Source organism: Aquiflexum gelatinilyticum, from assembly GCF_024813435.1.
Taxonomy (GTDB): Bacteria; Bacteroidota; Bacteroidia; order Cytophagales; family Cyclobacteriaceae; genus Cognataquiflexum; species Cognataquiflexum gelatinilyticum.
The window spans coordinates 200,120-221,475 of the sequence record NZ_JANAEZ010000004.1 but is presented as its reverse complement, the minus strand read 5'-3'; the positions used below and the strand labels follow the sequence as shown (position 1 = coordinate 221,475).

Sequence of the window (21,356 nt, the reverse complement as noted above, 5' to 3'; positions counted from 1 at the left end):
AACAGATCAGGATTGATAGCACGGTTGCAAAAAAGGTGATTTGGGTAGGAAGTTTGTTCATGGGGATAAATATAAAAAGTTGTTTCCCACGAAGACACAAAAACACAAAGTAAAAATCCGGTTTGGTTTATATGAATCACAAATTCAATAACCGATAAACAAACAAAGTACTCCTTTTGATCAGATGGGGGTATTGTTTCATGTTAATGGTTTCGGCGGGGGAGTGGGCACCTGTACCGGATGCGCCAAGTCCATCGATGCAATCAAGGTAATCTGCGACATAAGAAATGTCACCTGCGCCCCTTGAACCCGGATCTCCAGCTTTTACTTCACCATACCCCATGTCCAAGCTTACCTGACTCAGGATGGTGACCAACCCCATATTGCCTTCTGTCGGAGGCATAGAGGGAATCCCATCCTCAAATTCAATGCTTGCCGTGGTCCCATTCAGGTTTTGGGCTACGATTTGTTTCATTTTTTCACGCGTTGCCTCTTTCTGGGCTTCACCAAGAAACCTCAAATCACCTGTCACAAAAGCCTCCCTTGACACAATGTTTGTTTTTCCCAATGCTTCTCCGGCTCCTGTATCCCCGTCATAGCTGATGTCTGAACCGCCGATGATTTGGCCGGGATTGAATGTCAGGTATTGCTCGCCTGCCAATTCTTCCCTGAATTGGTTGAGGATCCGCGCGGCCTCATAGATAGCGCCGTACCCCACCGATTCCCTGAAAACACCTGAGGAATGAACCTGTTTTCCGGTAGTTTTCAACGTCCATCCACTTGCACCTCTTCTGGCAATAGTGGCCGTATTGAATCCCTGTGCTGTCTCGTAACCCAAAGCATAGTCATGTTGCTTGGCCCTTTCGACAAAGTCCAATCTACTTACCCATGAGGGACTGCCGGCATTTTCCTCATCGCCTGGAAAATAAACCGTGACAGTCCGATCTTTTAACAAACCCAATTCCTCCATTGCCTTCAAAGTCGCAAAGACCATCACATTTCCACCTTTCATGTCATTGACGCCCTGCCCTTTGGCCGTGGAGTCGTTGACCATGGTAAAAGGATAGAAAGGCATGTCTCTTTCAAAAACAGTATCCAGATGACCTATGAAAAACAGCTTTTTACCCTTGGTACCTTTTCTTGTAGCTACAAAATGTCCTGCTCTTTTGAGCGAATCCGGTAGAGTAAACCATTCAGTTTCAAACCCGATTTTTGCAAATTCCCTCTCGAAGACCCTGCCTACTTCCCGTACACCCTGCATGTTGAAAGTCCCGGAATTGATATTCACTCCCTCCTCCAGCAGCGCCAATGTTTCCTTGTAGTTTTTGTCAATTGTTTCTATCAGTTGCTTTTCCGTTTTGGAAAGGTTTTGCGAAAAGGAAGGTATATAAAAAAGGAGAAATGTGAGAAGGAAGAACAGTGATCGGATTTTCATTTTCTTAGTTCATTTATTTTAAAATAATTTCTGAAAGCTCATTAATCAATATGACTTCAATCTCTTTTACTTTTTTTAATTGAAAGTCATTTGTTAAAAAATAGTCAGATTTTGATTGGATTCCGGAAGCAATTTGGATAGCATCAGGGGTTTTTATACCATACTTCGCCCTCAACTCTGCTGCTTGAAATGCTGTTTCTTGATTGATATCGAAAATATTGAAATTATCGGAACCGGAAAGAATTTGCCTGTATTTCAAGGCCAATTCATATTTACCCAATTTAAAAGGTTGAATTAAAATCTCGGTGATAGTTAAAACAGACGATGCCATTAAGATTCCCCCATCTTCATTGGCTTTAAAAAATACATTCAATGTTTCTTGATATTGGGAATTTCCTTCAATCAAATATATTAATGGAGCAGTATCCAAAAAATAAAGTTTCTGCAAAAATTCCGGTTTTAATCCCACTCCCGTTCTTCTTTAATATAATTGTCCAAGTCAACTCCTTTCCAAACTTCAGAACCTAGATTTTGTAGATCCGATAATTTTATCCCTGTATTACTTGAGGTATGTGGACTTAGCTTTAGGATCAATTTTTCCAAAATTTCCAGTTGTTCTTTGTCACCAAGTGCATCTATATCATGAAGGATTTCTTCTATTTTTTCGGAAGTTTTCATGTTTATCCTATTTTAATCCACCTAATTTAACTGTAATTTATTCCACCACGATATCTGAAAACCAGATAAATTTTACCCCGGCGTCATTTTTATGTTCAGTAGCAAACTTGATCCCCTTGAATTCCTGCTCATTTTCCCAAGTTATCGGTCGTCCTTCTAAGCCATTCCCTCTTCTGAAAACCCATTCTTTGATCAGGTGGTTTTCATCCAAAAACAAGTCATAGGCATCTCCCGGAGTATAGCCATCGACATCATTGTAGACGATGGTCAACTGTGTCGTAGGCAATCCGGAAATAGGGGCTTTGACGTTTTCTAATACAGTGAAGGTATATCCTTTGTCCCAAACCAGCTGAAAGGGGAACATCAGCCAATATTTGTCATTGATAAAGCCGCCATCAGCTTCCGGCATTTGCTCTTTTGGGAGGTCAAGGCTGTAGGTATAGCTCGTGTCAGCGTCAGCAAATTCCACAGTCCTTTCTTTGATGTTCCACTTCCAATTCCTGGTTCGAAGGGTTTCGGGATTTGGCTGCACATTCCATTGGTAAGCTATGGAATTAATTTTGTCAAAATTCTCATAGCCATACGCTTTGGCGACTTTCATGGGTAGGGTATCTTCTTCTTTTTTGGCACAGGAAAATATCACCGTCATGGCGAGAAGTAAGAGGGGCAGGGTTCTGGATTTCATAAGTGTTGGATTTGGTCTTTCAGATTCATTTCCAATTTATTGTTTTCTTTTGAAAAAACAGATGCCTTTCATGTATGATTAGCCACCGTTCTTATCATCGATCCATTTTCTCAGTTTTTTTCTTTCTAATAAAAAATAAAGTGGTTTGAAGACAGGCAGAATTCTGTCGATCAGCATGGTTGCCTGAAAAAGCCTTGAAGGATAGATTTTCTTTTTTCCTTTGGAAACACCTTGTAGGATATGACGCGCTACTGTTTGGACCGTTTGGACCGGAAAGGCTTTGGGGATTTCTTTTCCGGCATTTTTGAAAAAATCCGTCTCCGTGGCGCCGGGATAGACCAAGGTTATCCAATCCCCATCTCCTTCGCTTCTTAAAGTTTCCACAAAATGGTGGAGCGCAGCTTTGGTAGCAGCATAAGCGGCATACCCTGGGACAGGCCAATAAGACATTGCGGAGGCAGTCACGACCAGCCGACAAGAGTAATGTGCCTGGGTTTGTTTCAAAATTTTGGCCGTTTCAATAGGGGATAGGACGTTGATTTGAAGCATTTTGGCGAAAGTATCCTGATCTGTATCCTCCCAAGGCCCAAATTTTGCAAAGCCCGCATTGGCAAAAAAGTAGTCAACGGTTTTCCAGTTGAGTTGGATCCAATCAAAAATTGCTGAGACACTATCCTTTTTGGTTAGGTCTAAAGTCAGGGTATGGATTTGGGAAGATTTATTGGAAAGGATTTCTAAACCTTCTTGATTGATGTCAATGGCTAGGATTTTATTACCGCTTCCTGCAAGTTCGAGGACCAGCTCTTTTCCTATCCCGGAGGCAGCACCGGTGATTACGATATGCTTATTGCTGATCACCATTTTGTATGGGCAAAGGAAACTCCATGGTAAACGGATTGATCTTCACACAAAGTAGTGGTTTGAGTTTGCTGATGTCCGGAAAAAAATCGGAATTCACTTTCATAGATTCTATTTTGGCAAACTTTCCCCACCCATAACCTTTTGGGTCGGTCAAAAATGTTTTCCCTTCCAATTCCTGAAAAAGTCTGATCGGAAGGAGTTTTGTGCTGGCAGGAAAAGGTATTCCACCCGAACTGATCTTGCAAAAAAGAACCGGGTCATCCTCAGACCCAACTCCTATGGTTTCTGTTTTTCCGTTTTTGAGCCAGATGATGGGAACTGTTTCTTTTGGGATTCCCCATTTGTACCGGCCATTTTCGGTGCTTGATTTGGAATCCACATAGATTTTGGTGATGGTCTGTCTGTTTTCAGGACTGAATTTTCCGGGAATAAAAAGCAATTCATTGTAAGGTCCGGCAGGGGATACGGTATACCTTACGAGCATCACATATCCCAAGCCTCCTTTGAATTTCCCTTTTAATTCTTCCTTCAAAAACCCGTTTTGCTCTACCCAATCTTTCTTGAATTTATAGGCAAGGATAATGCCTTCGCCTTTTAATTTCCAGGGACCGGGAAAGTAGTATTCAGGTTTTTGGGGTCCGTTCATGGCTATCTTTTTGTGAGGATATAATCTGTAGGGATAGGTTCCAGACCGGCCTCTCTGACGAGCATCATGACTTGGCCCCTATGGTAACTTGAATGGTTGATGATGTGAAACATGATGTCTTTGATGGTATTTTGATATTTCTCACCTTTGGTATTTTGATATGAGATTATTTTATCAAGTTCATTGTTGTCAAGTATTTTTTTGGAAATCAGGTAATTTTCTTCATTCATTTCCGAAAAAACCTCTACGGAATGGGTTTGCCAAACTTTGAAAAATGGTTTTTTTCCGAGGATCCTTGCATTCCACACATGGTGAGCGTTGATCATATGGCTATAAATTTCAATGGCTTTTTGTGGGAGGTTTGCTTTGTTTTCAACCAAAAGGTCAATTGTGGAGTTGTTGCTCTTTTGGATATACTCCAAAAGGTCATGGATGGCAATTTTCATATGTGGGCGTTGGATTGGTTTCCGGGGTTAGGCCGGATGTGTTGTAAAATAGATTAGAGTCTTTAGTTGGTAATTATCGTGCAATATTAGTTTTAATTTCAAACCAAGAAATGATTTTTTGAATTAATTGTAAGGAGATGGACTGATGCAGGTCCATCCCCCATCAATGATGAGGTTTTGCCCGGTGATATGTTTTGCTTCGTCGGATATCAAAAACGCAGCTGTCTGTGCAATGTCCCTGACTGAAGCCGGCCGGCCCATGGGCGTGATTTTGGACCAAGTTTTTTCGTAATCAGGATCTGAGGCCGTTCTGGAAGTCAATGTAGCGCCGGGTGAGATGGTATTGACATTGATGTGGTACTCTGATAATTCGATTACCAAATTCTTTGCCAACATTTCAATTGCTGCCTTGCTCATGGCATATGCTGCAAGGTTTTTATGTGCCTGATGGGCAGTCACCGAGGAGGTAAAAAGAAGCGAACCACCGGTTTTTTGTTTTTTCATTAACCTGGCTGCTGCTTGGGCAAGGAAAAAAGTACCACCTGCATTGACCCGCATTACCTCAAAAAAATCATTCGGAGAATATTCCCAAAAATCACCGTATAGGGTAATTCCGGCATTGGCGACGACAATATCCAACTTCCCAAACTCCCGTTCTGCCAAACCGACCATTTCCTGGATGAATACCGTATCTCCCGAATCCCCGGATATCCCCAAAACTTTTCCTTTGGCTTCTTTCAGAATTTCCGCCACGGCTTCTTCTGTCAGGCTTTTCTCAATATCATTCAAAATAATGTGAAGCCCATTACTCGCCAATACCCTGGCGATTTCCAAGCCGATGCCCTGACCGGCTCCGGTGATCAGGGCAACTTTATCATGGTTTTTCATAATCAAATCAGATTAATGTGAGTCTCTTTTGACTTCAGGCCCTGAAGCTCCTTTTAGAAAATCAAAATCCACGCCTTCATGCGCCTGAGTTACATTTTGTATAAACATGTTGACATAACCCCTGTCATACCCTAGCTGTACAGGCTGAAAGGAAGCTCTCCTTTTTGCCAGTTCCTCGTCCGAAACTTCCAAATTCAAAGTACGGTTCGGTACGTCCAGCTCTATCCAATCCCCATTTTGCACCAAGGCGAGGTTACCGCCAATCGCAGATTCGGGGGAAACGTGAAGGACCACGGTACCGTAACCAGTTCCGCTCATCCTTCCATCCGAAATCCTCACCATGTCTTTCACTCCCTGTTGGATGATTTTCATGGGCAGTTGCATATTGCCTACTTCCGGCATACCGGGATAGCCCCTTGGCCCAACATTTTTCAGTACCAAAACAGAATCCGGCGTGACATCCAAATCCGGATCATCCAGTCTTTTCTTATAGTCATCAATATCTTCGAATACCACCGCCTGACCTCTGTGTTGGAGTAGGGAAGGAGTGGCTGCGGAAGGTTTCAAAACCGCTCCCTCAGGACAAAGATTTCCTTTCAGTACAGCAATGCCTGATTCTGGTTTGAAGGGTTTTTCCAAAGTTCCGATCAGGTTTCTGTCCCAGCATTCTGCATTCAGGATGTTTTCGCCGAGTTTTTTTCCATTCGCGGTGATGGTATCGAGGTGCAATAAGGAAGAAACTTCCCGCATTACTGCAGGCAACCCACCTGCATAAAAAAGGTCTTCCACAAAATTTTCACCTGATGGCTGCACATTGGCTATCAAAGGAATATGAGAAGAGAATTTGTCAAAGTCATCAATATTCAATTCTACCCCGATCCGACCGGCTATGGCCAAAAGGTGGAGGATGAAATTGGTAGAACCACCCAAAGCGGCGTTGACCATGATTGCATTTTCGAAAGATTTTCTGGTAAGGATGTCGGTCATCTTGAGGTCTTCTTTGACCATCTCCACAATCCTGATTCCTGACATATGGGCAAGTACTTTCCTCCTCGAATCAGCTGCCGGAATGGTGGCATTGTCGGGTAATGCCAAACCCAAAGATTCTACCATGGCAGCCATTGTAGAGGCTGTTCCCATCGGTGCGCAATGTCCCTGCGACCTCGCCATGGCAGCTTCAGCAGCAGTGAAATCTTCCTGAGAGAGTTCACCTTTTTTGAATTCCTCAGCAAATCTCCAAAGATCAGAAGTACCTATTTTTCTTCCTTTGAACCTTCCTGCAAGCATCGGTCCACCGGAGACGACGATGGTGGGCAAGTTGACACTGGCGGCGCCCATGACTAGGGATGGTGTCGTTTTGTCACAACCGCACATCAGGACTACACCGTCCATGGGATTGGCGCGGATGCTTTCCTCCACGTCCATGCTGGCGAGATTTCGGAATAGCATGGCGGTAGGTTTGATGGAGCATTCGCCCAAAGACATTACCGGAAATTCCAATGGAAATCCGCCGGCTTCCCAGATTCCCCGCTTGAGGGCTTCGGCTAGTTCGCGGAAATGTGCATTACAGGGTGTGAGTTCGGAGTAGGTATTGCAGATGCCGATGACCGGTCTGCCTTCAAAAAGGTGGTGGGGAAATCCCTGGTTTTTCATCCATGCGCGGTAGATAAAACCGTCTTTTCCTTTGCGGCCAAACCACTCTTGGCTTCGCAATTTCTTTTCTTCCATGACAATGGGTTTATTGGTTTGAATTGGCGCAGAATTTAGGAAATGTTTTGGAGGAAAGGGAAAAGATATTTAAAAATGTTACCTGCGGAGGCAAATGGTTTGTGTCTACGCCTGTTCAATTGGATAAGCCAAGTAGAAAGTCACTTGTTTGGATAAAGAATCAAACTTTTTTTACCTATTCAAAAATGAAAATACCAGCAATTGGATCATGTTATAATAATAATTCTTAGTTTTAAGCGTTTGAAGATTATCACGAAGCCAGGATACTCATTATGAAAAGTTCAACCCGTTTTCCGATTCTTTTGATCTTCATTGGCATCTTTTCTTTTTTTTCCTGTAGCACATTTGAAACCCCAAAAGAAGAAGTGGCTGTGTTTTGGAAACAGTCGCTAAGTTTCCAAGAAGGACTTACACATGCCAAAGAAATCAACGGAAAGCTATATGCTGCGTCTAAAACAAGAATATTCAGTGAGGCGACCCTATTTGGAATAAACAAATATTCTGATCTCAGTGCTTTTTTACCTGACAACTTCCTCTATAGGCTTCCCATCTCGGACCAACTCATGGCCACCATCAATTCCGATGAGCTTATCCTTTTGCCGATTGGAAAACCTTTTGAAGAAGATGCCCTTGTCATCAAGATGAAGGATCTTGATCCGGGATTTTATGATTTCAAACAAATTGTTTCCGGGTATGGTGATCAGATTGGTATTGATTCAAAAGGCCACGTGCTGGCACCTTATGGTGCACCAAAAAGTCCCGGAGTATCAAAATACACCCCTAATTTCCTTTGGCTCAAGACAGCTGTCATTGACGGCAAGGTTGAGATATTGGAAAAGAAACTAATCAAAGAGGAATTTTTCGATGATTGGGTAACAATAAATGGTTTTAAAGTATTTGAAAACTTCATGCGGGTCACGATCGGAAATAAGACTTTTGATTTTGACCAAAATGGGAATATGGAACTGCGTTTTGAATTTTACACCAAATCTGTGCAGGTAGGTAACGAAATCATCACTTTTGTAGGTGATGGATGGGAAACATTCCCCTTGAAGGTTTATAAGTCTGACCTGTCAGGAAAAAACCCTGAGCTGATAGGTACATATAATTCTGGCCAAGTTTCCAATGAAGATAGAAGGCGTATTGGGATTTCTTTTGATAACCTTTCAAGTATAAACGGCACCATTGTCCTCATTGAAGGGGAATCGATTTTTCGTATGTCAATGAATGAGCAATCTATAAAATTGTTCCCTCTCGATAATGTAGGTCTTATTGGGACCTTTATCACCTCTATCTGTCTCATTGACAATTCAACAGTCTTAGTTACTACAGGCTGTGAGGCTAGTGATAAAAACTGTGTTAGCGGATACTACAAACCTCTTGATAAGTTTTTAACTCCTAGGTAATGGGCAAAAAAAACCTGAGTGATGAGCTTAGGTTTTATTTATCTATTCTTATGATGGTTTCCGAAAAGTAACTTTCCAACCTTTCAACTTTTTAACTTTACAACCATTTTACAATCTTTCAATCTCAGCACCTAGTGCATTCAATCTCTTGTCGATAAATTGGTACCCTCGGTCGATTTGCTCGATATTGTCAATGATAGAAGTGCCTTCCGCAGAGAGCGCTGCGATCAGCAATGAAACACCAGCCCTGATGTCAGGAGAAGTCATGCGGATGCCTCTCAGTGGGTATTTTCGATCCAATCCAATGACCGTTGCCCGGTGAGGATCACAAAGGATAATCTGTGCACCCATGTCGATCAGCTTATCGACAAAGAAGAGACGGCTTTCGAACATCTTCTGATGCACCAAAACAGTTCCCTTTGCCTGAGTTGCGGTGACCAAAATGATACTGAGCAAATCAGGCGTGAATCCCGGCCAAATCGCATCTGCGACAGTCAGGATAGATCCGTCGATGAAGGTTTCGATTTCGTAATGCTTTTGAGCAGGGATAAAAATATCATCTCCACGGAATTCCATTTTGATCCCCATCCTTTTGAAAGTATCGGGAATGATTCCCAATCGGTGGATTTGGGCGTCCTTGATGGTGATTTCGGATTGGGTCATGGCAGCAAGGCCGATAAATGATCCGATCTCAATCATATCCGGAAGCATGGTATGTTCTGTTCCTTTGAGGGATTTCACTCCTTCGATATGCAAAAGGTTGGAACCCACTCCGGTGATTTTTGCACCCATGCGGTTGAGCATGTCGCATAGCTGCTGTAGGTAAGGTTCGCAGGCGGCGTTGTAAATAGTGGTTTTGCCTTCTGCCATGACTGCGGCCATGACGATATTGGCAGTTCCGGTCACGGACGCCTCATCCAATAGCATGTAGGCACCTTTCAGGTTTTTGCCATCGATATGAAAAATCTCTCTTTTGCTGTCATAGTGGAATTCGGCCCCGAGTTTTTGGAATCCATAAAAGTGGGTATCCATTCTCCTGCGACCGATTTTGTCGCCTCCGGGCTTGGATAATCTTCCATGTCCAAACCTTCCCAAAAGTGGCCCGAGGATCATTACAGAACCTCTGAGTGCAGATGCTTTTTTGAGAAAGTCATCCGTATCGAGGTAGTTCAGGTCAACATTATCCGCTTGAAAAGTATAAGATTCTGGACCGATTTTTTCCACTTTTACACCCATGTCTCCAAGGAGTTCTATGAGCTTATTGACATCCCTGATGTCGGGGATTTTATGGATGGTAATTTTTTCGGGAGAAAGCAGCACCGCGCAAAGGATTTGGAGTGCTTCGTTTTTTGCGCCTTGGGGAATAATTTCACCTTTCAGTTTGAGGCCGCCTTTTACTTTGAATGATGACATTTATCTACGCTTTTTATGGCCGCCATTGTTTCTTCTTCTTTCATTGCCTCCGCTAAATTTCCTGCGGTTGTTGTTGGAATTAGCTTCAGGCTCTGAGGGCAATTTGAAATCTCTTCTTGTATTGGTTTCGAAAAGCCCCATTTCTCTCACTTTCTCAAGGTCAATGTGCAGTTTGCCTTTGGAAAGGGTTTTGATGTCGTCCAAAATGATCCCGTCATCGAAGTTTTCCCTATTCCAGGTAGAATGAAAACTCCTCATCAACTGACCAATGTAGATGATCGCAGCTTCCTGCTCCTCATCATCCTCGATTTCAACAGCCTTTTCGATCAGTTTTTCAATGTTTCTGCCGTAATGCTTGAATTTGATTTCCCCTTTTGGATAACCGATTGGAGCTGGCTTTTTATAGAGCAATTCCCTTTGGGGGCTTGGATAAGGCCCATCCACATCTAAAGCGAAATCAGACATGATATGCAGGTCATCCCAAATCTTTTGGTCGTTTTCTGCTTTCATGGATGGGTTGAGCTGCTTGACCATCTCTACCAAAAGGTAGGCACTTTGGGTGCGCTTTTCCCGGTCTTCCATTTCGGAAATGTAAATGGAAAGACGTTGGATGTTTTTTCCGTATTCTTTCAATATGACTGAATGCTTATCGGTAATTTCTTGATTGCTCATGTTGTCTCCCGTTGGTACGATTGTTAAAGTAAAAAAACTTTTTTTGGGGGAATGTTCTATTCGATGATTCGAAGCTTCGCAAAGCTAAGTAATAATGTCTTCTCTCCAAAATTATCAAATTGAATGCTCGCTTTTCTGTTGATTCCTTCGGTTTCTATTTTGTTCACCAAGCCAAAACCGAATTTTGGATGTTCAACTTTGGCTCCTTCCTGGAGGTTATTGGTGTTTGAAGGTTTGAAATCAGGGCTTGGTGTATGGATTTTGGCGGTGGTCATCGGTCTTTGACTTTGGTTTTTGATTCCCACAAAACCTGATTTTCCTTCACTTGATTCATTTCTCAATGCTCCTGCAAGAGCAGAAGTCATCCTTTTATTGACTTTGATGCACATCGGATCGACTTCCTCGAGGAAACGGCTCGGTTCACAGTTCAGCAACCGGCCAAAACGATACCGTGTCAAAGCATAAGTGAGGTACAATTTGTCCATCGCCCTAGTCGAAGCCACATAAAAAAGCCTTCTTTCTTCTTCCAAGTCTTCCCTGCTCTGCATCATCATCTGGGATGGGAAAAGGTCCTCTTCCATGCCTACAACAAAAACCTGCTTGAATTCCAAGCCTTTGGAAGAGTGGATTGTCATCAAAGTGACAGAATCCGTAGTGTCCTTATTTCGATCATTGTCAGTCAGAAGCGCGATTTCCTGAAGGAAAGCCCCTAGGCTTTTTTCGGGATTTTCAGGATTGTCGACATATTCTTTGATCGCATTGAGCAATTCCTGTACGTTTTCGTACCTATTCAGACCTTCGATAGTCTTGTCTTCATACAAATCCTTTAATAATCCCGATTGCTTTGCAATACTCGAAGCTGCTTCGAAAGCGTCTTTTCTTTCCACCTCGATTCCAAAACTTTTGATCATCGTGCAGAAATCATCCACGGAGTTGGCAACACGGCCGCCCAAGAAACTGGCTGCATTTTGGATCACATCCCATAGCGGAATGTCATGTTCATAGGCCGCGACCAACATTTTTTCTACTGTTGTGTCGCCGATTCCTCTTTTGGGATAATTGATGATCCGCTTGAATGCTTCTTCGTCTTCATGGTTGACCACAAAGCGAAGGTAGGCCAAAAGGTCTTTAATTTCTTTCCTTTGGTAAAATGACAATCCCCCAACTATTTTGTAGGTGATGTTCATTTTTCTCAAGGCCTCCTCAATGGACCTGGATTGGGAGTTGGTGCGGTAAAGCACAGCAAAGTCGCTGTTGCTGAGTTTTTTGTTGTTTTTCTCTTCAAAAATTGTCGTAGCCACCAACCTTCCTTCCTCATTATCCGAGCTGGCTTTGATCAGTTCAATCAGGTCACCTTCGGTATTTTGCGTCCAGATGTCTTTCTTCAACTGTGCTTTGTTTTTGGCAATAATGCTGTTGGCAGCTTGTACGATATTTTTGGTAGAGCGGTAATTTTGCTCCAGTTTTACCACAAACAGATCAGGGTAATCTTTTTCAAAATTCAAGATATTCTGGATGTCCGCACCTCGGAAGGCGTAAATACTCTGCGCATCGTCACCGACCACACATATGTTTTGGTGGACTGCAGCCAGCTTTTTAGTAATAAGGTACTGGGAGACATTGGTGTCCTGAAACTCATCCACCATCACATACTTGAAGCGTTGCTGGTATTTGTTGAGTACATCAAGATGGTCTCTGAAAAGAATGTTCGTATTAAAAAGTAAATCGTCAAAATCCATTGCGCCGGAGCGAAAGAGTCGCTTTTGGTAGTTTTTGTAGATTTCTCCCATGCGGGGTTTCATTGCTGCATCGTCGTCAGACTTGATGTAGGGATCGTTGAGGTAAGTTTCCCATGCAATCAGCCTGTTTTTGGCGCCGGAAATTCTAGACAATACTGTACTTGGTTTGTACACCTTATCATCGAGTTTCATTTCCTTGACAATTGTCCTGATCAACGATTTGCTGTCGTCGGTGTCATAGATGGTGAAGTTGGAGGGATAACCGATTTTGTCAGCTTCTACCCTGAGAATTTTCGCAAATGTGGAGTGAAAAGTCCCCATCCAGGTATTGCGGGCATCGAGTCCTATGAGTTTTTCGATGCGGAGTTTCATTTCCGCTGCCGCTTTGTTGGTAAAAGTAAGGGATAGGATATTGAAAGGATCGACTCCTTTGGCGTGGATCAGGTGTGCAATCCGGTAAGTGAGTACCCTTGTCTTTCCTGAACCCGCGCCTGCGATGATCATCACCGGGCCATCTGTTCGTTCTACTGCTTCTCTTTGGGGGGGATTGAGTCCTTTTAAATAATCCATGGGTCAATTTAATCCAACAAGTCGCAAAGTTAGGGATTTTGGGTGGGCAAAGGAAATTAAGTTTACTTCCACCGGTTGTGGCTCCAGAGATAGATCTCAGGTTGTTCGCGGATTCCTTTTTCGGTCCGTCGGATAAATTCGTCGGTGATGCTATTTGGCTCATCCTGCGAGTAGGGAGGTTCACTCATCAGTTGATAAGAAATGATATAATGACCCCTTTTTGGCCTTTCCATTTTTACATAAAAGACCGCATACCCATATCTTTTCGCGAGTTTTTCGGGTCCTTCAAAAAAAGCCGTTTCCCTGTTCATAAACCTGGCAGTATACCTTTTTTCTGATTTTCCGGGTCTTTGGTCGGCAGCTAGGCCAATAATCCTTGGGACTTTTCTTTTTTCAAGGAAATTTCTGCTGAAACTTGACTTTTCTACAAGAGTACCTCCAAATCTCCCCCTGATAGCCATCATCAGGTTATTAAAAGTTTTATTTGATAGCTGGGAATAGGTTGTTTCCAATCTGGAGTCAACCAAGGCATTGAATCCTACTACAAAAGCTTCCCAATTGATGAAATGTCCGCTGACCATGATGACAGTTTCACCATTTTCCACTCTTTTTGAAAGCATGTTGCCACCTTTGATCTGAAGCATTCTGGCAAGTTCCTTTTTGTCAATCGTGTAGAATTTAAGTGTCTCGGCAAACGAATCGGTCAAAGTCCTGAAAAATTTTTTTGCGATGGCTTTCCTTTCGGCCTCGGACTTTTCGGGAAATGAATATGAAATGTTCTCAAAGATGACTTTTTGTCTGTATTTCAAAACATGGTATCCAATTAGATAGACCACATCCGTAAAGATATATAATACCCAAAGAGGTAAATAGGATATCAGTTTGAATAAAAACATGCTCTAAACTTGGGTTGAAGAATTTTTGACTTCTTTTCACAAAGCCCAAAATAAGCCAAAAGCAAGGACTTTATTCAAAAATATTAGTGATAAATTCTTCCATTGATTACTTTTGAATCTTATGTCTGAAGTTCAGAGAAAAAAATATTCCGAACAGGAAAAGAGTAAAATCTTCGATCAGGAGTTTATGCCAAACATAGACTCGATGTATAATTTTGCCTACAGGTTGACATTTGATGAGGATGATGCCAAGGATCTGGTACAGGATACTTACCTCAAAGCTTTTAGATTTATCAACTCATTTGAGCAAGGAACCAATGCCAAAGCCTGGCTGTTTCGGATCTTGAAAAATTCCTTTATCAATGATTACAGAAAGAAATCAAAACAGCCTGCCAAAATTGATTATCAGGAAGTTGAAACTTATTACAATTCTGATGATGTTGATTACACAAGTACAACTGACCTGAGGGTAGATGCTGTCAAGGATATGCTCGGTGACGAAATATCCAATGCGCTCAACAGTCTTGCTGTAGATTTCAGGACAGTGATTATTCTCTGTGACCTTGAAGGGTTTACTTACGAAGAGATGGCCAAGATATTGGATATTCCGATCGGGACCGTAAGGTCAAGATTGCACAGAGCAAGGAACTTATTGAAAGACAAACTGCGTTCCTATGCGTCGACAATGGGATATGGCACAGATGAAGAGGAATAATGCCTAGTCGGCGCGAATAAAAGGAAGGGAAAATTTTATTTAATTTCAGTATATCAAGTAAGATTAAAAATGGACGATAATTCAACACCATCCGGAGAAAGGAAGCTTTCGTGTTCTGATGTCAGTAAATGTTTCCAGCTTTTGGAGAGCATTTTAGATGGGGAAAACATGCCCAATTCGAAGGAAATGCTCAATGAAAAATTGGCCAAATGTGAACCCTGTTTCAAGCATTTTCATTTGGAGCAAGCCATCCGCGATGTTCTGAAAACAAAATGCACCAAACAAACTGTCCCAAGCGAACTTGAGGCCAGTATCAGAGAGATCATCCAGGATAAAAAATAACCCGCCATGTCCTCAGGAAAAGCAATCATTTTTTCAGCCCCTTCAGGTTCGGGCAAAACCACCATCGTCAGACATCTTTTAAGTAAATTTCCAAATCTTGGCTTTTCCATATCCGCTTCTACGCGTGATAAAAGAGGCAGAACAGAAGAAAACGGAAAGGATTATTATTTTTTGACTCCCGAAGATTTTAAAAATAAAATCGATAATAATGAGTTTATCGAGTGGGAAGAAGTCTATGAGGGTAATTTCTACGGAACTTTAAAAGAAGAGATCCAACGGCTTTGGGATGAAGGTAAGCATGTCATTTTTGATGTGGACGTAAAAGGAGGGATCAACCTTAAGAAATATTTTGGTGACAAGGCTTTAGCAGTATTTGTAGAAGTGCCATCCCTGGAAGTACTGCATGAAAGACTGAGGGACAGGGGAACCGAATCAGAAGAAAGTTTATCCCGTAGATTATATAAAGCGAAATTCGAAAGTACTTTCCAAGATAAGTTCGATGTCATAATTTTGAATGACGAAAAAGAAAAATCCTTTGCTGAAGCAGAGAAGCTTGTTGGGGATTTTCTAGCCAAATAATCAAAAAGTTATTTTGAAAATAGGATTGTTTTTTGGATCTTTTAATCCTGTTCACATAGGCCACTTGATCATCGCCAATGTGATGCAGGACAGAACTGACCTAGATCAGGTTTGGTTTATTGTCAGTCCACAGAATCCCTTCAAGAAGCAAAAGTCATTGTTACATGAATTTGATCGGCTTAAAATGGTAGAGCTCGCCATTGCCGATCATTTTTATTTCAGAGCCTCCGATGTGGAGTTTCATATGCCAAGACCGAGCTTTACGATAGATACACTTACTTACCTTTCAGAGAAGCATCCAAATCACGAATTCAGACTGATCATCGGCGGAGACAACTTGACACATTTTCATAAATGGAAAAATTATGAGGTCATCTTGGAGCAATACGGATTATATGTCTATCCCCGTCCGGGAGATTTACCTGATTTGAAACATCCAAATATCCGGTATGTCGAAGCGCCATTGATGGATATTTCTGCGACTTTTATCCGAGAAGCCATCAAAAACGGTAACTCGGTTAGGTATCTAGTTCCTCAACCTGTTGAGGATTATATCCAGGACAAGAAATTGTTCTTGTAAGTCGAAGATTTTGAAATTTCTAAAAGGAGAATAGTCTAAATATGATCCTCTTTTCCTGAGGCGATCTCATACAACAGTTCCCTTGAGCGATGCAGTTGCGCTTTTACAGTTCCCAATGGTTTATCAAGTTCTTGGGCGATTTCTTCATAGGACAATTCATCAAAGTAGCGCAACTCTACCAATTTACGGTATTTGGCGGGAAGCTTGTCCACAAAAATCCTCACCATCTCGATCCTTTGGGATCTGATAAATTCATCTTGGGGATTGTTGTCATCATCTTCCACATCAATAGTCACAGAGTTGCCCCCATCATCAGTCATACTTGTATTGAGACTCATAGTTTTGAGTTTCTTCTTCCTGATAAAATCGATGGTATTGTTTGTGGCTATTCTAAATAGCCAGGTACTGAAAGTATAATCCTTTTTGAACTTATGGAGGTTTTTGAAAGCCTTGGCAAATGCTTCCATCGTCAGGTCCTCGGCATCATCCGTATCCCTGATCATTTTGAGAATCATGAAATAAACGGCTTTTTTATACCGCTTCATCAGCATGGCATAAGCCTGTTGGTCCAACTCAAGGACGGCTTTGTCTATGAGTTCGAAATCCTCTAATGCCTTGCTTGAAAATCCTCTTTCGTTTATTTCCATTTAACTTTTTTTGATAGGTACCCCAATGAACCCAGAATCCAAAAATACCCTATATACATGACATCGAAAACCGGCGCGAACAAAACCTTGATGTTGCCTTCAAGTTTTTTTCTGGATAGACGGAATAACGAGGTGATTAACATAGACCGGATAATTATTATACCCATTAAAACCAAAATTTGTTCCCAATTTTGCTGAATAACTGAAAATATAAGCAATACCAAGCCTGTTATCCAAAACAGAAAATGGGAGAAAGCATACCAACCTACTTTTTGTTTGTTTCCGGTAGTGTAGTATTTGCCTGCATGAAAATGTCTTTTCTTCTGAATAAAATATTCTTCCCAAGTGGATTTGGGTACAGAATAGATAATGCTGTCAGGATCTACCACCACGGCTACATTTGAACTGTTGGCATGTAAGTTTACAAACAGGTCGTCGTCTCCGCATTCAATATCCCAAAGTCCTTTGAATGCTTTTTTGGCCATAAAGAAACTTCTTCTGTAACAGAGGTTTCTCCCAACACCCATAAAAGGGGATTTCCAAAGTGCAAATGAAAAATATTGGATGGCTGTCCACAAGGTTTCAATTTGGATCCATTTGTTGAGTAAGCCGGTTTGGGATTCATATTGTGAAAAACCCAACGCAAAATCTTTTCCCTTTAAACGCACAGGAGCCGTCATTAATTCTATCCATTTGTCAGTTTTGGGTCTGCAGTCTGCATCCGTCAAAAGCAGGACGTCATTTTTTGCCACTTTGATACCTAGGGTCAGCGCATATTTTTTTGAGGTGACATGGTTTGGGGTATAGTTGACTGTTACGGTACGCAGTTTCGGATAAATGGCCATCAATTGTTCAAGGACTTTTTTGGTCCCATCATAGGACCGGTCATTGATGACCATCACGTCAAAGTTGGGATAATCCTGTTGGAAAAGCAGCGGGATGATTTTTTTAAGGTTTGACCGCTCATTATGCGCGGCGATAACCACAGTCACAGGTTCTTTTTCAATGGAAGGTTTTTCGGTTTTCTTTTTATAAAAAAATGCGAATCGACCGAATAGTATCAGCAGATAGAATAATTGTATGGCAAGGCTTACAAAAAAAACGATCCACAAAATTTTTATAAACATCCTCTTGTTATTGTGGGGCAAATATAAAATCAATTTGAGCATTCATTTAAGAATAAGCTTATATTTTTGTGATTCAAAAATGGGAACCTATCCCTAGACGGCATAAAGCTTTGGGGGTAAATTCAAACAGAATGAAATTCAGATTAGAAGCCACAGACCCAAATAGCAAAGCAAGGGCAGGATTACTCAAAACTGACCATGGGGATATAGAAACCCCTATTTTTATGCCTGTGGGTACGGCTGGTTCGGTCAAGGCTGTTCATCAGCGGGAATTAATGTATGACATTAAAGCCCAGATTATCCTGGGAAATACCTATCATCTTTACCTCAGGCCTGGCTTAGATGTACTTCGAAAAGTAGGAGGACTCCACAAATTCAACGGTTGGAATAAGCCGATTTTGACTGATTCGGGAGGATATCAGGTGTTTTCATTGGCGGCAAACAGAAAGCTGACTGAGGAAGGGGCCATATTCAAATCACATATTGACGGATCCAAACATACCTTCACCCCCGAAGGAGTGATGGATATTCAGCGGATCATCGGAGCGGATATCATCATGGCTTTTGACGAATGTCCACCATATCCTTGTGATTATTCTTATGCCCGCAAATCTATGGACCTGACGCATAGGTGGCTAAAAAGATGTATCGATAGATTTGATAGTACTGAGGGTGTGTACGGGTATAATCAGACACTTTTCCCGATAATACAGGGAAGTGTCTTCAAAGATTTGAGAAAACAGTCTGCGGAATTTGTTGCTTCCTGCGAACGGGAAGGGAATGCCATCGGAGGTCTATCGGTGGGAGAACCTGTGGAAATGATGTATGAGATGACAGACATGGTCACGGATATTTTGCCAAAAGACAAGCCTAGATACCTCATGGGGGTTGGTACACCTGCCAATATCCTTGAAGGGATAGCCTTGGGCATCGACATGTTTGACTGTGTCATGCCGACAAGAAACGCAAGAAACGGCATGCTTTTCACATCTGAAGGGATCATCAATATCAAAAATGAAAGATGGAAGGAAGATTTCAGTCCCATTGACCCAAATATCAATTCCTACGTTAGTACTTTTTATTCCAAAGCATATCTGAGACACCTTGTGATCGGAAAGGAGATTTTGGCTGCACAGATTGCAAGTATCCATAACCTTGCTTTTTATTTATGGCTGGTAGGTCAGGCTAGGGAAAAAATCAAGTCCGGTGAATTTGCAATATGGAAAACAGAAATGGTCGAAAAAGTGAGTAGAAGACTTTAAACATGAAAATTCTCGATAAGCTCATCATCAAAGATTTTCTCAAAACCTATTTCTTTGTGGTTTTGATGCTGATCATGATTGTATTGGTGTTGGACTTCACCGAGAAAAACGATGCTTTTATCCGTAATAAAGTCCCTGCAAAAGATATCCTTGTTTATCTGGGTAACTATGGACTTTACTTGAATAATCTTTTGACCCCGATTACAGTATTTATTTCTGTTATTTTCATTACTTCCAAAATGGCAGGAAGAACTGAGATTGTTGCCATTTTGAGCAGTGGAACAAGTTTCGTGAGGATGCTTTTCCCTTTTCTTTTTTCTGCTTCTATGATCGGAATTGTAAGTTTTCTGATGAATGGATGGATTCTTCCGGGAGCAACTGCGGGTGTTACTGAATTCAAATCGAGGTGGTTGGAGGATGACAAATTTTTTACCCAACAGAATATCCATATCAAAGTGGCTCCTGATGTTTATGCTTATATATCAAGATATTATACCTCAGGCAATACGGGTTATAATTTTACTTTGGAAGAAATCCGGGAGGGAAAGTTGGTTGCCAAGCTGTCAGCTGACAGGATTGTCTGGGATACCGCAATTAATTCATGGTCAGCCAAAAACTGGAGGATGAGGGTGCTTCACGAAGGTGGAGAGTATTATACTGTAGGCGAATCTTTGGATACTTTGCTTTCTATCACTCCCAATGACTTCGACTTGCCGATCAATCACCATGAGACACTAAAACTTCCGGCATTAAACAGGCAAATTAAGGTACTGGAAGAAAGGGGAGCTGACAATGTCAACTTTTACAAAATTGAAAAATACGTCCGGTTTATGTCGCCATTTGCGGCAGTGATTTTGACGTTTATCGGGGTGATTGTTTCAGCCAAAAAGACTAGGGGCGGATCAGGTTTTCAGATCGCTTTGGGATTCATGTTGGCATTTGTTTACATCATCCTCTTTTTGCTTTCAAGGACTTTTGCAGAAGCGGGGACGGCCTATCCGATTTTAGCAGTCTGGATTCCAAATATAGTTTTTGCGGCTACAGGATTGGTTTTGTATAAAACTGTGCCAAGGTAATATGATAGGAAATTCAGGCATTAAGGATTACCTCATGCTTCATTTTATTGTGGCTATTTGGAGCATTACTGCCATTCTTGGGGTTTTGATAAGTATCGCATCGGTAGAGTTGGTGTTTTACAGGACACTTATTGCATCTGCCATGCTTGGCCTGATTTTCCTTTGGAAGAAAACCTCCATCAGGGTTTCTAAATCCGAATTGATCAAAATTATTGGTACAGGCTTCCTCATTTCTATCCATTGGATTCTGTTTTTCTGGGCGGCAAGGGTTTCTACGGCTTCAGTTTGCTTGGCCGGCATGGCGACAACTTCCCTTTGGACGGCATTTCTAGAGCCTATCATCAACAAAAAAAAGATCAAAGGATTTGAGGTTTTTTTGGGTCTGCTTGTGATATCGGGGATCTATGTGATTTTCAGGTTTGAGTGGGGGTATTGGTTGGGATTGTCTATGGCTATAGGGTCAGCATTGATGGGAGCCTTATTTTCAGTTATCAATGGAAGACTTACCAAAAGGCATGATCCTTATGTACTGACTTTTTATGAAATGTTTGGAGCCTGTGTTTTTGCATTCATGATGCTTCCGGTCTATGCTTTTTTCTTTGCTGAAAATGGACTACAGCTGATCCCTGCACCGATGGATTGGTTGTGGCTGTTGATCTTAAGCGGCATTTGTACAGTATATGCCTTTTCTGTTTCGGTGGAATTGATGCGGAGGATTACAGCCTTTACGGTTAACCTGACTGTAAATCTTGAACCTGTTTATGGGATTATCCTGGCAGTTTTGATTTTGGGAGAAAAGGAAAAAATGACTTCGGGTTTCTACTATGGGACTTTGATTATCTTGATTTCAGTGCTGATCTATCCGATTTACAATTACATTCTAAAAAGAAGAATGCCAAAGAGAATGTTGGGAACCTAGCCCAAAACGGGGTACAAGTTGGATTTGAAGACAATCCAAAGTCTTT

23 protein-coding genes are annotated in these 21,356 nt (G+C 41.8%); 8 read left to right on the top strand and 15 right to left on the bottom strand.

Annotation, left to right across the window (positions count from 1 at the left end):
• Nucleotides 1–136 precede the first annotated feature (136 nt).
• From NK987_RS11375 to NK987_RS11335, 9 genes are all read right to left on the bottom strand, one after another.
• Nucleotides 137–1,435: a M20/M25/M40 family metallo-hydrolase gene (locus NK987_RS11375; RefSeq protein WP_259263937.1), complete on the bottom strand. Its 1,299-nt coding sequence runs from the start codon at nt 1,433–1,435 to the stop codon at nt 137–139.
• Nucleotides 1,436–1,448: 13 nt separating this feature from the next.
• Nucleotides 1,449–1,904, bottom strand: a complete 456-nt coding sequence (locus NK987_RS11370) for a type II toxin-antitoxin system VapC family toxin (protein ID WP_259263936.1) — start codon at nt 1,902–1,904, stop codon at nt 1,449–1,451.
• The gene (locus NK987_RS11365) at nt 1,895–2,113 is read right to left on the bottom strand and encodes a hypothetical protein (protein WP_259263935.1); all 219 of its coding nucleotides are present in this window, start codon (nt 2,111–2,113) and stop codon (nt 1,895–1,897) included. Before NK987_RS11365 ends, NK987_RS11370 begins: the two co-directional genes overlap by 10 nt.
• 37 nt (nt 2,114–2,150) lie before the next feature.
• Entirely contained in the window at nt 2,151–2,798 is a 648-nt protein-coding gene (locus NK987_RS11360) for a hypothetical protein (protein ID WP_259263934.1), read from the bottom strand.
• Nucleotides 2,799–2,876: 78 nt separating this feature from the next.
• Nucleotides 2,877–3,659, bottom strand: coding sequence for an SDR family NAD(P)-dependent oxidoreductase (locus NK987_RS11355; RefSeq protein ID WP_259263933.1), 783 nt, complete (start codon nt 3,657–3,659; stop codon nt 2,877–2,879).
• Nucleotides 3,643–4,305, bottom strand: coding sequence for an acetoacetate decarboxylase family protein (locus tag NK987_RS11350; protein WP_259263932.1), 663 nt, complete (start codon nt 4,303–4,305; stop codon nt 3,643–3,645). Before NK987_RS11350 ends, NK987_RS11355 begins: the two co-directional genes overlap by 17 nt.
• A 2-nt stretch (nt 4,306–4,307) precedes the next feature.
• Nucleotides 4,308–4,751, bottom strand: a complete 444-nt coding sequence (locus NK987_RS11345; RefSeq protein ID WP_259263931.1) for a DinB family protein — start codon at nt 4,749–4,751, stop codon at nt 4,308–4,310.
• Between the two features lie 123 nt (nt 4,752–4,874).
• Entirely contained in the window at nt 4,875–5,639 is a 765-nt protein-coding gene (locus NK987_RS11340; protein WP_259263930.1) for an SDR family NAD(P)-dependent oxidoreductase, read from the bottom strand.
• A 12-nt stretch (nt 5,640–5,651) separates the two neighbouring features.
• Nucleotides 5,652–7,367: an IlvD/Edd family dehydratase gene (locus NK987_RS11335; RefSeq protein ID WP_259263929.1), complete on the bottom strand. Its 1,716-nt coding sequence runs from the start codon at nt 7,365–7,367 to the stop codon at nt 5,652–5,654.
• A 272-nt stretch (nt 7,368–7,639) separates the two neighbouring features.
• On the opposite strand from NK987_RS11335, the gene NK987_RS11330 reads away from it, so the two are divergent.
• A complete protein-coding gene (locus NK987_RS11330) occupies nt 7,640–8,773 on the top strand; it encodes a hypothetical protein (protein WP_259263928.1) in 1,134 nt (377 codons plus the stop codon).
• 108 nt (nt 8,774–8,881) lie between these two features.
• Here NK987_RS11330 and murA read toward each other — a convergent pair whose 3' ends face one another.
• The 4 genes from murA to NK987_RS11310 form a co-directional block, all read right to left on the bottom strand.
• Nucleotides 8,882–10,186, bottom strand: coding sequence for a UDP-N-acetylglucosamine 1-carboxyvinyltransferase (gene murA / locus NK987_RS11325; protein WP_259263927.1), 1,305 nt, complete (start codon nt 10,184–10,186; stop codon nt 8,882–8,884).
• Nucleotides 10,187–10,858, bottom strand: a complete 672-nt coding sequence (locus NK987_RS11320) for a DUF4290 domain-containing protein (RefSeq protein WP_258424313.1) — start codon at nt 10,856–10,858, stop codon at nt 10,187–10,189.
• A gap of 56 nt (nt 10,859–10,914) precedes the next feature.
• Nucleotides 10,915–13,167 carry an ATP-dependent helicase gene (locus NK987_RS11315; RefSeq protein ID WP_259263926.1) on the bottom strand — a complete coding sequence of 751 codons (2,253 nt, stop codon included), beginning with the start codon at nt 13,165–13,167 and terminating at the stop codon, nt 10,915–10,917.
• Nucleotides 13,168–13,229: 62 nt separating this feature from the next.
• Nucleotides 13,230–14,063 carry a lysophospholipid acyltransferase family protein gene (locus NK987_RS11310; protein ID WP_259263925.1) on the bottom strand — a complete coding sequence of 278 codons (834 nt, stop codon included), beginning with the start codon at nt 14,061–14,063 and terminating at the stop codon, nt 13,230–13,232.
• Nucleotides 14,064–14,184: 121 nt separating this feature from the next.
• Here NK987_RS11310 and NK987_RS11305 point away from each other — a divergent pair, with 121 nt between their 5' ends.
• From NK987_RS11305 to nadD, 4 genes are all read left to right on the top strand, one after another.
• Entirely contained in the window at nt 14,185–14,778 is a 594-nt protein-coding gene (locus NK987_RS11305) for a sigma-70 family RNA polymerase sigma factor (RefSeq protein ID WP_258424316.1), read from the top strand.
• 69 nt (nt 14,779–14,847) lie between these two features.
• A complete protein-coding gene (locus NK987_RS11300) occupies nt 14,848–15,120 on the top strand; it encodes a mycothiol system anti-sigma-R factor (protein WP_113925129.1) in 273 nt (90 codons plus the stop codon).
• A 6-nt stretch (nt 15,121–15,126) separates the two neighbouring features.
• A complete protein-coding gene (gmk, locus tag NK987_RS11295) occupies nt 15,127–15,699 on the top strand; it encodes a guanylate kinase (RefSeq protein WP_259263924.1) in 573 nt (190 codons plus the stop codon).
• Between the two features lie 13 nt (nt 15,700–15,712).
• Nucleotides 15,713–16,279 (top strand): nicotinate (nicotinamide) nucleotide adenylyltransferase, encoded by a 567-nt coding sequence (nadD, locus tag NK987_RS11290; protein ID WP_258424319.1) that lies wholly within the window; start codon nt 15,713–15,715, stop codon nt 16,277–16,279.
• A 35-nt stretch (nt 16,280–16,314) separates the two neighbouring features.
• Here nadD and NK987_RS11285 read toward each other — a convergent pair whose 3' ends face one another.
• Complete coding sequence (locus NK987_RS11285) at nt 16,315–16,926, bottom strand: RNA polymerase sigma factor (protein ID WP_258425034.1); 612 nt, start codon at nt 16,924–16,926, stop codon at nt 16,315–16,317.
• The gene (locus NK987_RS11280; protein ID WP_259263923.1) at nt 16,917–18,053 is read right to left on the bottom strand and encodes a glycosyltransferase; all 1,137 of its coding nucleotides are present in this window, start codon (nt 18,051–18,053) and stop codon (nt 16,917–16,919) included. Before NK987_RS11280 ends, NK987_RS11285 begins: the two co-directional genes overlap by 10 nt.
• A 131-nt stretch (nt 18,054–18,184) precedes the next feature.
• On the opposite strand from NK987_RS11280, the gene tgt reads away from it, so the two are divergent.
• The 3 genes from tgt to NK987_RS11265 are packed head-to-tail and all read left to right on the top strand — an operon-like array spanning nt 18,185 to nt 21,310.
• A complete protein-coding gene (gene tgt / locus NK987_RS11275; protein WP_259263922.1) occupies nt 18,185–19,315 on the top strand; it encodes a tRNA guanosine(34) transglycosylase Tgt in 1,131 nt (376 codons plus the stop codon).
• A 2-nt stretch (nt 19,316–19,317) separates the two neighbouring features.
• Nucleotides 19,318–20,391 carry an LptF/LptG family permease gene (locus NK987_RS11270; RefSeq protein ID WP_258425031.1) on the top strand — a complete coding sequence of 358 codons (1,074 nt, stop codon included), beginning with the start codon at nt 19,318–19,320 and terminating at the stop codon, nt 20,389–20,391.
• Between the two features lies 1 nt (nt 20,392).
• Nucleotides 20,393–21,310, top strand: a complete 918-nt coding sequence (locus NK987_RS11265) for a DMT family transporter (RefSeq protein WP_259263921.1) — start codon at nt 20,393–20,395, stop codon at nt 21,308–21,310.
• Nucleotides 21,311–21,356: the final 46 nt, after the last annotated feature.